Raw genomic sequence first — 14,323 nt, forward strand, 5'->3', positions numbered from 1 at the left:
TTACACTCCAGAAGCCGGGAAGGGGAAAAGGAAGGGGCGGATCAGTTGATCGACATCGAGCAAGGAGAGAACGCGCGCGCCACGGGCGGACCCGGACGCCATCTCCGCATATCCGATAACAGCCTCGGTCCGAAAGGCGTGCTGGTTCTCGGAGGAGATTGGCGTCGCGGGGAACACGCCTTCTGCGTGCTCGACCCGTAGGGCGACCCGCGGCTGCTCGCGCCGCAGCAGGACAAGGTGATGAAACTCGGTCTCAGCGGGCGCCGGGATGCCAAGTGCAGCTCCGAGGTCGATGACGCTGACAAGATAACCTCGCCGACCAATAATTCCGACGAGGGCAGACGGACCATCAGGCACCGGGACGCAGGGGCGCACGGGAAGGACCTCGACGATATCCGCCAGAGCAATCCCATAGCGCTCGCGCCCGGCAGTGCAGACCAGAACCGGCGCTGCCGGCCGCTCCGGCTCCTTTGCGGAGGATTGTCGCGAGGCGAGATCGAGCGTTCGCTCATCGAGAAGAAGGCGCGCGCTCTCCTCGGCCGAATATGCGCCCGCCCGGTTGATCTGTCGCAGTCTGCCGCGCAGTGACAATGCCATGATCAACCCTCCTGCCGCGGGGTGGTCAGGCGCTTCAGCCGCGCGCGCACCATCGTTCTGAAATCCTTGGCGGTGAGGCCGTCGCCCTCCTCGAGCGGACAGTCATCCGGCAGATCTGCTGCAAGCCTCAGGGCGTTGGCAACCGATCGTTGGCCAGCAGCCGCGTGGTGGCGCGAAATCAGATGAAGACCGAGATGATAATGCGCCATGACAAATCTCTTATCGAGATAGATGCTGTCGCGGAAGGCCTTCTCTGCCTCCTGATCGCGCCCGAGGGTCTGGGCGATAAGGCCTTGAAAGAAGTGGAATATGGGGTCGATCGGCTGATCTCTCAGGCCACGCTTGCACAGCGCGTCGGCCTCCTCGAGATGTCCCGCATCGGCGAGCCGCCTGACATCGCGCAGCAGCACCGCTGCCTGCGAAACCGGCATGATTTCATCGATGGGGAGCGCAGGCAGGACCTTTGGAGACGACCATTCCGTCCGCTCTGAGGCAGGTGCGGGGTCCGTTGGAATTGCCGGCAGCCAGGGCACCGGAGCAAACGGTTCCTCGGCGACCGCGGGCGCGGCTTGCGAGCCATCGCCCGGCAAATGGCGATAGGCGGTCGTTCCGGGCAGGTTCAACGCCTGCATCATCGCCGCAAAAGCCGGGTTTGGCTCGGCGTGACCCAGCAGCATCCACCCCCCTTCCAAAAGCGTATCGCGCAGGGCTTCCACAACGCGATGGACCGTCTCCGGATGAAAGTAGATGAGGACGTTTCGGCAGAGAATCAGGTCGAATTCCGTGAACTGGAGCGGCGACGTTCCGTCCAGAAGACTGAGCAGGTTGTGGCGTTCAAAACCCACGAGGGATCGAAATTCCGGCCGAAGCTGCCATTGGGCGCGCTCGGCGGCTGGGACGAAATACGCGGATTTCTCGGCTGGGGTCAGCGAGCGAAGCGCCCATTGCCCGAAGCGCGCGCGGCGGGCCGTCTCCAGAAAGGTCTCGTTGATGTCGGTGCCGATGATCCGCACCCGCCAGTTCGCGAGGTCCTCGCCGAGAAGTTCGGTGAGCAGAATGGCAATCGAATAGGCTTCCGCACCGGTGGCGCATCCTGCGCTCCAGATGCGAAGCCGCTTCTCGCCGCGTTTGCGCGCGATGATCTCCGGCAAAATCACCTCGCGGAGGGCGGCGAACTGCTCCACGTAACGAAAGAAAAACGTCTCCCCGATCGTGATCTCGGCTTCAAGGCGTGCCCATTCGGCGTCGCCGAAGCCGGGGTCTTCGAGCAGCGCGAGATAGGCAGAACAATCGGGCTTTCCAGTTTCACGCAGGCGCTTGCGAACCCGCTCCCACAGCAGGTCGTCCTTGTCCTGATAGTAGAAGTGGCCAGTGCGCTCGATCACAAGGGATTTCAGCCGCGCGAAGGCGGGATCGAGGGCGTAGCCCTGAGTGAGTGGCGCTGGCATCAAGCGCTCACCGTCCACTCGCTGAGGCGACTTTGGGCCGTCTGCGTTAACGTCGACAGGGCCTGCTGTTCCTCGGCGAAGAGAACGCGATCGACGGACAGGAGATGGACAAGTTGCCCGTCGATGTCGATCTCGCCCTGGACGCATCCATTGAGCGTTCCTGCCTCTCGAACGGGAGAGACAAGGCGTCCGTCGACAAGAGCGAGGTCAACGACCCGGTCGACCAAAAACGCCATGGGACGTCCCTCGGTCACTCCATCCACCAGGATCAGGTGACGGTACAATCCGTTGTCAGTTCCGGCTTTCTGGCTCTCCAGGCCGAACAGCACATCCATTCGGACAACCGAAACAGCGGTTCCGCCAAGATTGAAGAAGCCCGCGAGTGGTTTCGGCAGGGACGGCGGACGCCACAAGTGCGGCAAAGGGAGAAGCTCACGCACGTCATTGCGCCGAAGGGCACATCGCGTCCCGCCCACGTCGAACAGAAGAATGTGGAGGCTCGCCATCTCGCTACAATCCGCCAAATTCAGGGAAAACAAGGCTGCGGGCCGGCGCAGTGCTGCTTATATTGGGCGGAGGGGTCGATGGAGCAACCTCTTTCGAACGTTCGATCGGGATTGTCCGCTACTGGCGGATGTTCTGCGTGCGCTCGAGGACGGCGTTCAGCCCGACATTCGCCTCGTCCGAGTAACCCGTTCGCTGGACGGAGCGGAAAATGCGTTCCGCATCGTTGTAACGTCCGAGCTTGAAGTACGACCAGCCTCGCAGCAGCATCAAATCTGTCTGCTCAGGCACGACCCGGCTCCGTTCGCCCAGCGCGAGGATGACTTCCATCCAGCGTCCTTCGCGATAAGCCCCCAGCGCGCGCTGGGACAGGATGCTGGCATTCAGCTCGCGTCGACGATCTGCGGATTGAGGGGCTTCGGCCGCCGCGACGGCTGCCTCGGCCGTCAGATCCTTGCGCAGATACGCCAAAGTTTTGCCGTAGGCAGCCTCTTCCCGCGTCTGTCCCTCGCCGCGCTTGACGGCCTCATCGAAGGCGCTGGCTGCCTCCATCGGGCGGTTAAGCTCCATGAGACACCAGCCCAGCGTCAGTGCGGCGCCGGGCGCGAGGCTGGTAGGATTGCGCGTGACCGTACAGCCACGGTTGGCACGGCCTGTGCCGCGGGCCTCAGCCGCACGCGCCGCGGGCCGCCTTGCTGCAGGAAGGGCCTCGGCGGGTGCCGTTTGCTCGAACCTGGCCGGTTCTTCCATCCGGCGAAGCGCTGCCGACGGGCGCAGAGGTTCGACAGGCGGCGGAGCGTCGGCCTGCGCCATCCGGGTGGCCTCGGCCCGACGCGCGGCGCTGTCAGGCTGGTCCTGTGGAAACGCCGTGGCAGGCGCCGTCGTGGTCATCGGGGCAGGGAGGCCCGATGACGGCATCGCGATTGGAGACGGGGCGGTCATCGCAGCAGTGGTCTCGGTCGTCGCATCCGGACCCGCGGACCGGCGGCCCGACGCGGGGGCGGTGACACGGCCGTCCGCGAGATCGGCAATGCGCGGCGAGCGCGGCCGCCATTTGGTCACGATCGCGTTGAATCCCGCGCGATCGTTGAGCCGCTGGGTCGAAAGCGCCGCGCCATAAGCGGACGGCTCGTCCTCCGCATTCCAGGCGAGTGCTTTCAGGAACCAATCACGGGCCGACCGGAACTGGCCAGTATTGTAGGAGTACCAGCCGAGCGCCTGGGCGCCGTTGACGAAGCGCTGGGCCGTCACCGCCTGAATGACGCGCGTGATGACCCGGGGATCGAGGCGCGGCGGAGGATCCTGGCTCAGCAACGCGGTCGCCACGTCCAGGTAGACCTGCATGTTCTCCTTGGCCTTGTCGCGCCAATCGAACGCGAACGCTTCGGCCTCGACGAACCGGTTAAGGTTGCGGAGCGTGAGGGCATATCCCTCGGCGGCCTTCGGCCCCGCATTCCGATCCAGCGCGAGCTTGAACCACTCCAGCGCCTTCTCGGGCGATTTGTGATGATAATTGTAATAGCCGAGGATCAGCGCGTTGCCCGAATCCGCGGGATTTTCAGCAAGGCGCTCTACGATAGCGAGGTCGTCGGGCGCGGCGATGGTTTTGCCGTCGACTGAGGCGCGCTCAACCCGTCGGCGTGCGAGCTCGTCGCGAATGGGACTGAAGTCATCAGGTGTATCGCCCGTCCGCCGCTCGAATTTCAGCAGTTCGGCGATCTGAGCGTCCGGTAAGAGAGCGACCGCCTTCTGAAGCGTGCCGAGACGCTCCGTCGGGTTGGCGCAATTGGTCAGCGTGTAAGTGTAGACATCGCGCGCGCGCGGGATCTGGTTCGTCTTGGCGAAGGCTTCCGCCACGCGCCAGAGCACATCCACATTCGCGCAGGTGAGGAGGGTCGGCGTTTCTGTGGCGATGGCCAGGACGGTGCGCCACTGGCTGCTGTCCGAGGCATTCGTCAGGCGGCGGCGCGCTTCTGACTGGTCGAGCGCCACGAGCAGTTCGGCGGGCGGCTTCCAGTTGGGATCGGCGGCCTGACGCTCAGCGATAGCCGCGCGGATTTCCGCCACCTTGCCGTCCGCATAAAGCTGCCAGAGGGCATCGACCGCGGGATCTGTCTGGGGCAATGCGCTGCCGGGGGATTGCGACAGATCGGTCGGCGGTGTCCATTCGGGATACAGCGCGCGCAGGCGCGCCACCTCCGCATCCACACGCCGCGTGTCGCCCTGAGACGCGAAGTAGCGCAACGCCGATTCGTCAACGGGCGGACGGGTCGGTGCAGGTTGCAATCCGGCAGGCGCCCCGGCTCCCTGCATCTGCCGCGGCACGGTCTCGCCGGATTGCTGAGCGATGGCCGCAAAGCCCAGGCTCACAATCGCAATCGCTATGGCACCGCGCGCTACAGACATTTCGGATATTTTTCACCCACTAGCGACATCGACAGCAGGTACAGCGTCGACGAATAATACAGTTTCGGCTCAAACGTCTTCAACTCAGCCGGGATCGGCGTGCCATCGAGCGCGCACGACAAGGCCGCCGACATGGCGGTGTAGCCCTGATCCGTCAGGCGCTCGCGCACCTGGCCCGTCAGGACATTGACGATGGCAACTCCCTCGCTGCCCGCGCGCCAACGCTGATCGACGGTTTTCAACCAATCCATGTCGGTCATCCCCGCCCGCAATAAGTAAAGAGGTATCCTTAACGAGTTGTAACCAAACTCCGGCGGAAAGCCGTCTGCCGTGCGTGGCTGCAGGCGCGCCCGAATGGAAATCCAGTCCGCGGGGAGACGGGTCTTGCCGGTCGTGGCCTGCTGCAGCAGCACGATTCCCTGGCGCCACACGGCGCTCCAATCGAATTCCGGCGCAAGGCTCGCGAGGATGGGGAATGCCTCGAAGACCCAGTAGGACAGATTGACAACCGGTCCGTCGGGACGGTCAGCGGCTGCAAAACCCTTGGCGCCCGGAAGCAGAAACAGGGACTCGCCCTCGCGCCCGATGCCGGTCTTTCCGATGGCCATCGCGAGGCGTTGCGCCGCCTTCACATATCGGTCGTCCTTCCAGTGAATGCCCGCGCGCCCGAGGGCGTAAGCAATCAGGATGTCACCATCGGTCGCGTTGTTGCGGTCGGTCACATGCGGGGTGGCGGCCGGGTCCCACTTCCAGACGGCGAGGCCGTCGTCGCGGATGAGGAATTCGGTGAGCGTGAAGTTCCAGATCTTCTCGAACGTTCCGCGATCTTCCGCAGCCAGCGCCAGGATCAATCCGTAGCCCTGCCCTTCGCTGTGACTGATGTCGCCATTCGCATTGTCGACGACACGGCCATCCGGCTTCACAAAACGGGAGCGATAGGCCTCCCAGTCCGACGCTGTCACGGTTCCGGCGATCTTCACGGGTTCGACCGGGGCGCTGACAGCCGGCTGCAGGGGAGCAAGGGCCGCGACGACGACACAGAAAAGCCAGCACAGCCGTGTGATTCGCGATCCACTGTCATTCATTTGCCGCGTCCAAGGTGGTTCAACATCAGGTAGGTCGCGCCACCGAGCAGAATGCAGCAGACAACGAGCAGGAGGGCATATTGCAGGATGTTGACGGACATCCAGTTGGCCGCGACCAGACGCAGATTCAGCAGCGAGAATGGCTGCGTCTGCACGAAACTGAAGTCGCGGATCGGCTCGATCTCAAGCTTGCTCTCGGTGGGATCGAGCGAGGCAACGCGTCCGGAGACCTGCGACCAGGTCATCGGATTGGTCAGGCGCACCATCTCGTCCGCGAGTGCCTCCGCGTTGCGCGCGGTCACAAGAGTCCAGGTGGCATTACCTTCCGCGCGGCTCTGGGCGAGCAGGAGGCTTGTGCGCTGCGGCGGTTCGTAGGCCTGGCTGACGCGCTCATCGAAGGAGAGCGATGCCAGCGAGAGGTTGAACGTGCGCTCGACCCATTCCTTGAAGGTGTCGATGCTCTGTTGGATGAAGCCGCGCCGCTGCAGGTTCTCGGACCATCGGCGGCGGATGTCGTCCGTCGAACCGCTGTCGACCACCGCAGGCTGCGCTTTCGGGGGTACGTAATCGGCCCGGTTTGCATTGGTTCCCGCAACGGGTTTAGGGGGCTGGTTAGAGGCCACGCCGGGCGGATAGGCCCAGTTCGAAGACGGCATGGATTGCCAGACCGTCTTCAGGTTCTCGCTGATGTTGACGCGGCCCAGCATGCCAGCCGGAAGTTGATCGATCGAACCCACGACGACGACCGATGAGTCTCCCCCCGACACGGCATTGAGAAACTGGGCTCGCACCGGCTCTCCGGAATCGCGGGCCATGCGGGCGAGAAGCGTGCCCGATGCGGAATAGCTCAGCGCATCCGGGCGGGCCAGAACGATCGAGGCTGGCTGCGCCCCGAAGGGGAACCCAGCTGTGCTGATGGGCGCGAGGTCGGGCACACGTCCGATGCGGCCGAAGTTGGGAATCAAGAGGGACGTCGTGTCGAACAGGACGAAGCGGTTGGCCTCCGACAAGGTCTCGCCAGGTGCGCAGCGTTCATCCGCTGCGGTCAAAAGAATGGTCTCGAATGCGAGGTGGTTGATGCCCGGCTTGAAGTTTCGCATCGGGATACGCACGGGATGCCGGCGGAAGACGTCGCCGCGTGATGTGATCGTCATGGTGGCGCTGATGCGCCCGTTCACATAGAGATCGATGCGGCTCCCCGGAAGCACCGCCGCCGTGTGTGCGGCATCGAGAAACAGGGTCGCCTCGCCATAGTCGCTGGCATAAAAATCGGCCGGAAGGTTGACAGCGAACCGGGCTCGCAGACGTCGACCGGAGAATTCCTGCGTGGGAATCCCGACATCCGAGAATGCGATCGGCCTTCCGCCCAACAATGTCTGAACCTCTGGCCACAGCCAGCTTGCCGTATCGACGGTGTTGCGCGGACGGCCCTCGCGATTGAGGGCAGGCGCGCCGACGATGTTGATGGCGTTGTCGAGATCGTTCCAACTGGGTCCCGAGACGACAAGCGTCGCAGAGCCCGAACTGGCCTCGTGCATGACGATCGCCAGAGCCTGAGCGTTCGCGGCCTCGGGGGGCGCTGCCATGACGCCGCGCAGTTCGCTGGCGATGCCCATCACCACTTTGATGGTTCCCGCAGGGCTTGCGCCCGGGTCTGATTCGACCACGCGAATGACAGGGTGAGCATAGCGACCCCGCAGGGCCACCATCTGGGCAAGGCGCAAGAGACGATCGCGGATCTCCGGACGGTAGATGCGGGGCGCCACGATCCGTATGGTGGTGATCCCCTGGGTGTCCATTCCGACCGCGGGAAGGTCCTCCAGCGAGCGGATCGGGCGCGGGGCTCCGTCAGAAAAGATCAGGCTCGTCGAGGCGGAATCCAGCTGCGTCCACAATTCGTAGGTCGCGCGAATCGTGCAGTCCGTTCGATGCCTCTGCGTTGCCTCGATCCGGATGATATTCTGGCCCTGTCGCAGGAGCCCCGACCGCATGGGCACGACAGTTCTGAAGATATTGGCCGAGGATGCGATCGTGATGTCGTTGATCACCTCGCCATTGATGATGACGCGCAGCCTCGAGGCCTCGGGCATGACCACGACGGCGTTCTGGTAGCCGACCGCCAGACCCACCACATTCACTGCTTCATCTTGAGTCAGGCTGAAGGCCCAGGAACGGGCGTCGCTTTCGCCCTCAAGCCGGATATCGTCGAACGGCAGGATGGGCTTCTCGCTGCGGCCGCCCGTGCGTGCGGCGTTGGCGGGCCCCGAAGACGGCGCCAGCGGCGTGACATTGCGCACGGGTGTGGCAACACCCGGCTGGGGGCGAACAGCAGTCGCCGGAGGGCGCGCGCCTTGGGGCGCCATGTCAAACGGCGCAGCTCTGGCCGCGGGCGCGTCGGCCGGGCGCACTGAGGGTTGGGGCAGCGATTGAACCCCGTTTGTGGGATTGGGCCGCGGCGCTGCCGGCCGCTGTGGGACGGGCGCGACGCCCTGCATGTCGAAGGGAACCGGCGTGCCGATCGCCGGTCCCGGTGAGGGTGGCGATGGCGCAGGAGGGGGAGCCGGCCGTTCGCTGCCGGGCGACATGCTGAAAGGAGCTGGCTGCGCCGATAGCGGATGGGCGCCAATCGCCTGAAGCGCGAGCAAGAACGGGATGAGATAAGCGCGCATGCCCGACACCTATTTCAGCGCCGGCACGGGAGGCGTGACGTTCGGGGCGATATTCGGTGCAGGCGGCTTCGACTCGCCCAGCTTCTGCAACCCGAGCATGTAGGCGAGGCCGCGGCCGGTCTGGTAGATCGAGACGGTGAGGAACCATAAGGTGCCACGCAGGATGCCGATATCCTGGTGGCGCCGCTTCTGGAACTGGCTCCACTGGTCGGCGCTGGCGAAAACGAGATCCGCGATCAGCTGGTGATGCTCCGGCGTCTCGGTGAGGAAGCGTCCGCCGATCAGGATGCCCTTCTCGTCCATGCTCATCTTGCGAATTTCCATGGGGATCTGATTGACCGGCAGCTCGGTGTGCGGGGTAAATTCGAGGGTGCCCAGGGCTCCGCGTTTCAACCCCGGGAGCGCCGATTGCGAGAGGCGCATGCTGATGCCGCCCACCGACACGTCGCGGATCACCGCATCCACCACCTTGTCGCCCATCACGAATCGGGCGGGGCGATCGGCCAGGACCCTGTGGGTCTGGCGACGGGTGGCGCGTTCCGACACGACCCCCAGGGCGCAACCGGCGATGATGAGGTTGAGCAGGTTCCACGCCCCTGTCACCAGCGTGACGTCTGCCTTGTAGGGTTGTGCCCAGAGGCGGATGCCGGTGGCGATCACGCCGAGAACCAGCACGCCGAAGATGATGAAGAAGGGTGCGCCCAGTTCCGAGACGCGGCTCTTGTCCATCGTCTCGTTCTTGGCCGTCACCTTGAATGTCGGCTTGCTGGGATTGGCGATCACCGAGAGGATGGCCGGCAGCAGGTAGACCGTCTGGATGAATTCATACAGATCCGAAATCCACGGCCAGCGATAACGGCCATAGAGATAGTTCTGCATCATGAAGTTCACCATCATGTAGGTCGAGGTGTAGGCTAGGAATTCGCCGCCCGACGCGGTAAAGATCTCCATCGAGAAGAACAGGTAGCACAGCGGCGACACCAGGAATGCGAACCGCGTGAAAGGGAACAGCCAGAACAGGGTGCTGGACATGTAGCAGAGCCGTTGCGGCAGCGTGAGGCCACGTTTCAACGGCGGAAAGCGGTAGCGCAGGATCTGGATCATGCCCTGCGCCCAGCGCGAGCGTTGTCCGATGAAGCTGGCAAAGCTGTCGGGCTGCAGCCCCGCGATCAGAGGCTTATCCACATAGACGCTTTTCCAGCCGCGTGAATGCAGTTCGAGCGCTGTCTCGCAGTCTTCCGTGATGCTGACGCCGCTGAATCCATTGGTTTCGAGGAGGGCCTCCCGGCGAAGCACAGCCGCCGAGCCGCAGAAGAACGCAGCGTTCCATTTGTCGAGGCCGCGCTGGATCACGCCGTAGAACATCTCGTTCTCGGACGGCATGGTCTGAAATGTGCCAAGGTTGCGCTCAACCGGGTCCGGGTTGATGAAGAAGTGCGGCGTCTGGACGAGGAACAGTTTTTCCTCGAGGGCGAAGAAGCCGATTGTTTCCTCGAGAAACGAGCGGGCCGGGGCGTGATCGGCGTCGAAGACCGCCACCAGCTCGCCTGTCGAGTGTTCGAGGGCATTGTTGAGGTTGCCGGCTTTCGCATGTTCATTGCGCGCACGGGTCAGATATTTCACCCCGAGCGCGGCGCAGAGCGCCTGCAGTTCGAGACGGCGGGCGCGCGCTTCGCCTGCCGCGACCACATCCTTCGACTCGCATTTCTGGTCCGTGCCACCGTCATCCAGAAGCCAGACTGTCATCTTGCCGGCGGGATAAGCCATGGCCTTGGCGGCGGCGAGCGTTGTGGCAAGAAGATCCGCGCCCTCGTTGTACGTTGGGACGAAGATGTCGACGCTGGGAGCGTTCTCGTAGTCAAGTTTGGGCGGACGCCGCGACGGCAGCGGGCTCGAGACCACGAAGAGGCTGAGAAACAGCATGACGACGCAGTACATCTCGGCGCCGTACAACAGAATTGCCGGAATATAGTTGCCGATCTCCGTGATCGGCGGCAACGTGCTGGTCGTGCGCCAAAAAACATAACGCAATACGATTGCGGTGCCCAGCGCAAGTGCGATCAGCCGCCAGATTCCTTGTGCCCGGAAGAATTTCAGGACGATCATGCAGGAAACAACGACAAGACCGGCGATGAGATGGGCTTGGAGACTGATGGGAAGAGCGACCAGCAAGAAGATTAAAGCAGCCGCGACGACCCAAAAGGCCACGATGAAACCGTTTTTCATCAGTCCTCGTTCTCTGTTCAGATCCGCTACGGCATCTGCCACGCATAAGCTACGGGATACGAACGGTCTATGGCTATCTGTGCCGTCCCGGCGTCACAGTGTGATCGTCGTAAACGACCTTTCTCTAAGGGCGTCTCTCCGAGATCCGCGTCACGGCGGTGGCGGAACGACCGGATAGCCACTCAGGGGCTCCTGCCGGATGGCAGGGGCCAGCGGAGGCGGTGCTTCCACGTCCTTGAGCACAGCTCGTCGTGGGGCTGCCCGTCTGACAGGGGCGGGTGTCGTGCGGACCGGAGGAGTCGAACCGAATTGTCCGGATGCCAACGGGTTGATAGGCGCGTCCAACTCGCCCAAGGATGGTGAGACCGGTGGCGGATCCCCGAAGGGGTTCCAGTCGGATGAGGAGAAGAAGGCTGTGATCGTGTAACCGTACATTGTCCGCAGGAGCTGCTCCTCCGTCGCCTCGGCGTCGCACAGGCGCAGGCGGACGGACACTGCGCCACCCGGTGTGAGGATCGCCGGCTTGGTGGGCTCGATCTGCTGCCACGCATAGAGACACAGATCGCCGACCGAGGAGCGGCCGGTGGCGAATCCAAACGGGCCGTACTTATTCTGGGCGTAGAACAGGGAGGTCCGCATTTCGACGCCGGAAAGCCTGTCGTCCATCTCCTTCTGAACCACGTCGGGGGTGATGCGGCGGACGCGAAGAGTGTCGTCGATTTCCGAGAGGGTCTCCAGGTCGTTGACCATGCTCACATAGATGGCGTTCTGCCCCGGCGTGGCGGAAGCGGTCGATAGGGAGATCTCCTGCGACACGCCGTTCTGATATTTTCGTTCCAGAACCGCCACGACCGAAGGACCGCCCGCCGGCGGAAGAATGACCGCCCGCGTTGGTTTGACTTCGCTCATGAGATTCGCGAACCGGAGCTCGGACTGGGTGGAGCAGGCGGCGAGGATAGCAAGGAGGGGCGCGATCAGAAAAAGCGCTGCCGCCCCGCGCGCCGGGTGGCGCTTCCGCGGCGCAGTCGAGCGAGCTGCCGCGGCAGGGTGAATGCCGGGGCCGTCGTTCAGACTGGTCTGCGTTAAAAAGGTCATGAACTCTATGATCTGGCGTCCCGCCGAGACGGAGAGAGCGAGGAAGACGAAAGCGGCAAGATGGCTCCGCACCCGTGGGCACCAACACCCGTGGGCAAGAAGAACAACGCATTCAGACATGCTCAATCATAGTTAACGAACGATGAAAATGGAGCTCGAAAGGGCATATTTTCCAGTATGGCCCTCGCTTTCCTCGGCGCCAAGAGTGGGCTACCGGCCCATCGACTGCACGACATCCGCAAGTGAATCGACGACGATTCGTGTCATCGCAGCGCCCTTCTCGGACGTTCCGAGACTCGGATCGCCCACGATGCCGCTCCCCCGGAGATTTCCGCCATGGTTCGATAACGCGATCCTCTGCCCGGGCGCAGCAGATCGCCGTTGCCCCCGTCGTGCGTCATCACTTGGCTGTAACCCCCGATTCGGTCACGTCGTACGCTGCACTCGTCGATGTGCAGCATGAGCGATGTCTCGAACTCGAAGGCGTGTCCGACGCCTCCGAAAGCACTCTCCTGAGCCTCGGCGAGCGCTTCCGTGGCAAGCTTCCACCAGGTCAGAAACGCGATCGGGCACTCCGGATGCCGGGCCCCGAACACCTCGCTGATCACCTGCCCAATAGCCTAGTCGCCGCCGTGCGAGCAGAACAACATTGCAAAAGCCGCGGGATGTAACGGCGGTCAGCATATCCGTCAGATAGGCGAGCAGCGTTGTGGGCTACACCGTGAGCGTTTCGGCAAACGCTATTGGGTTCGGCGCTGGCGACGATCCTGCTGACCATGACGGTGATCGCCGTCTCTGCGGCGTTTCACGTGTCGGGCCGGAAAGAGAGCGCTCCTCTAGGGAGGATATCGGAAGGCACATGCGTGGCGCGCATGCGCGCATCCCATTCTTTGACTTGACCTGCGTGCATTGCGGCATAGAAATGGATACGAGGTTGCAAGTTCAACCGCTTGCGCCTCGTTCCAGTTTTTACGCGTGCTCATTCTTGCCGGCGGCGGCGTCTGCTGCTCCGACGCGCCTTGCTTGACGTCCACCACTCCGGCTGTGCGCGGTCGGCCGATAGAAGTTGCTTCACCATGAAGTCCGCCTTCCTGCGAAACGCCCTCGTCCTCGGCATGCTGTCGGCGATCGGCCCCTTCGCGATCGATATGTATCTGCCGGCCTTCCCGACGATCGCACGGGACCTGAACGCCGATATCGGCGCCGTGCAGATGAGCCTCATGAGCTTCTTCCTGGCCGTCGCCTTGTGCCAGATTCTCTACGGACCCATCTCGGATCGCGTGGGTCGCAAACCCCCGATCTATTTCGGCCTGACCCTGTTCATCATCGCCGGAATCGGCTGCAGCTTCGTCACGAGCGCGGAGGCGCTCATCGTTCTGCGCTTCATCCAGGGGGTCGGCGCCTGCGCCAGCATGGTCATTACCCGCGCGATCATCCGCGACCTGCACACTGGCCATGAGGCAGCGCGCCTGATGGCGACGACGATGCTCGTGTTCAGCGTCTCACCGATTCTGGCGCCGCTTGCGGGCAGCATCCTGACCGAATTCTTCAGCTGGCGGGTGATCTTCTGGGCGATCGCGCTTATTGGCATCGGCGGCTTGGCGGTGGTGGCTCTCCTCCTGCCCGAAACCCGCAGCCTGGAAGCGCGACAGGTTGGGGGCGTGGGCCACGTGGCGCGCACGTATTGGGGGCTGCTCCATGATTGGCGATTTCTCGGCCTTGTGTTCATCGGAGGCCTGGGACAGGCGAGTTTCTTCGCCTATCTCGCGGGGTCGTCGGTGGTGTTCATCGAGCATTTCGGCCTCTCGCCGTCCACCTACAGTCTCGTCTTTGCGACGAATGCGGTGGCGTTCATCGGCGGCGCCCAGTTCAACAGCGTCCTCATGCGCCGTTTCGGTGCAGAGCGGGTCGTGCGCACAGCCATCACGATTTTCGCGTTTCTGACCAGTATTCTCCTTATCCTGACCCTGTCGGGCGTCGATAATGGCGTGGTCCTGTGGGCCATGCTCTTTGCAGCTTTTGGCTGTCTCGGCTTGGTAATCCCCTCGACGGTCGTCCTTGCGCTGGAATCGCACGGGGCCAATGCCGGAACCGCCTCCGCCCTGATGGGAACCCTGCAACTCGGCACGGGCGCGGCGGTCATTGTCCTGGTCAGCGCTTTCTTCGACGGGACGCAGCGATCCATGGTGGCGGCGATTGCGGCATGCGGGCTATCCGCCTTCGTGCTGAGCTGGACGCTACTGAAGCGCCGTCACACATTCCCTTAGGAATCCCGCCCTTAAGAATCCCGCCC

At 63.4% G+C, this 14,323-nt stretch carries 10 protein-coding genes; 1 reads left to right on the plus strand and 9 read right to left on the minus strand.

Features of this window, described 5'->3' with window-relative positions; translation table 11 throughout:
- From J4G32_RS14455 to J4G32_RS21815, 9 genes are all read right to left on the minus strand, one after another.
- On the minus strand, positions 1 to 597 hold the full coding sequence (locus J4G32_RS14455) for a chemotaxis protein CheW (protein ID WP_210495850.1): 597 nt from the start codon (positions 595 to 597) through the stop codon (positions 1 to 3).
- Between the two features lie 2 nt (positions 598 to 599).
- Positions 600 to 2,045, minus strand: coding sequence for a CheR family methyltransferase (locus J4G32_RS14460; protein ID WP_210495853.1), 1,446 nt, complete (start codon positions 2,043 to 2,045; stop codon positions 600 to 602).
- A complete protein-coding gene (locus J4G32_RS14465) occupies positions 2,045 to 2,551 on the minus strand; it encodes a chemotaxis protein CheW (protein ID WP_210495856.1) in 507 nt (168 codons plus the stop codon). The genes J4G32_RS14460 and J4G32_RS14465 overlap by 1 nt, the downstream gene beginning before the upstream one ends.
- A 118-nt stretch (positions 2,552 to 2,669) precedes the next feature.
- Positions 2,670 to 4,955 carry a tetratricopeptide repeat protein gene (locus tag J4G32_RS14470; protein ID WP_210495859.1) on the minus strand — a complete coding sequence of 762 codons (2,286 nt, stop codon included), beginning with the start codon at positions 4,953 to 4,955 and terminating at the stop codon, positions 2,670 to 2,672.
- Positions 4,946 to 6,040, minus strand: a complete 1,095-nt coding sequence (locus J4G32_RS14475) for a family 8 glycosyl hydrolase (protein WP_210495862.1) — start codon at positions 6,038 to 6,040, stop codon at positions 4,946 to 4,948. The genes J4G32_RS14470 and J4G32_RS14475 overlap by 10 nt, the downstream gene beginning before the upstream one ends.
- A complete protein-coding gene (locus J4G32_RS14480; protein ID WP_210495868.1) occupies positions 6,037 to 8,709 on the minus strand; it encodes a cellulose biosynthesis cyclic di-GMP-binding regulatory protein BcsB in 2,673 nt (890 codons plus the stop codon). Before J4G32_RS14480 ends, J4G32_RS14475 begins: the two co-directional genes overlap by 4 nt.
- A gap of 9 nt (positions 8,710 to 8,718) precedes the next feature.
- Complete coding sequence (gene bcsA, locus J4G32_RS14485) at positions 8,719 to 10,935, minus strand: UDP-forming cellulose synthase catalytic subunit (RefSeq protein ID WP_210495876.1); 2,217 nt, start codon at positions 10,933 to 10,935, stop codon at positions 8,719 to 8,721.
- 150 nt (positions 10,936 to 11,085) lie between these two features.
- Positions 11,086 to 12,030 (minus strand): cellulose biosynthesis protein BcsN, encoded by a 945-nt coding sequence (gene bcsN / locus J4G32_RS14490; protein WP_210495880.1) that lies wholly within the window; start codon positions 12,028 to 12,030, stop codon positions 11,086 to 11,088.
- A 210-nt stretch (positions 12,031 to 12,240) separates the two neighbouring features.
- Positions 12,241 to 12,339 carry a creatininase family protein gene (locus tag J4G32_RS21815; RefSeq protein ID WP_246505073.1) on the minus strand — a complete coding sequence of 33 codons (99 nt, stop codon included), beginning with the start codon at positions 12,337 to 12,339 and terminating at the stop codon, positions 12,241 to 12,243.
- Positions 12,340 to 13,106: 767 nt separating this feature from the next.
- Here J4G32_RS21815 and J4G32_RS14495 point away from each other — a divergent pair.
- Positions 13,107 to 14,297, plus strand: a complete 1,191-nt coding sequence (locus J4G32_RS14495) for a multidrug effflux MFS transporter (RefSeq protein ID WP_210495883.1) — start codon at positions 13,107 to 13,109, stop codon at positions 14,295 to 14,297.
- Positions 14,298 to 14,323: the final 26 nt, after the last annotated feature.

The organism is Microvirga antarctica (genome assembly GCF_017921815.1).
Taxonomy (GTDB): Bacteria; Pseudomonadota; Alphaproteobacteria; order Rhizobiales; family Beijerinckiaceae; genus Microvirga; species Microvirga antarctica.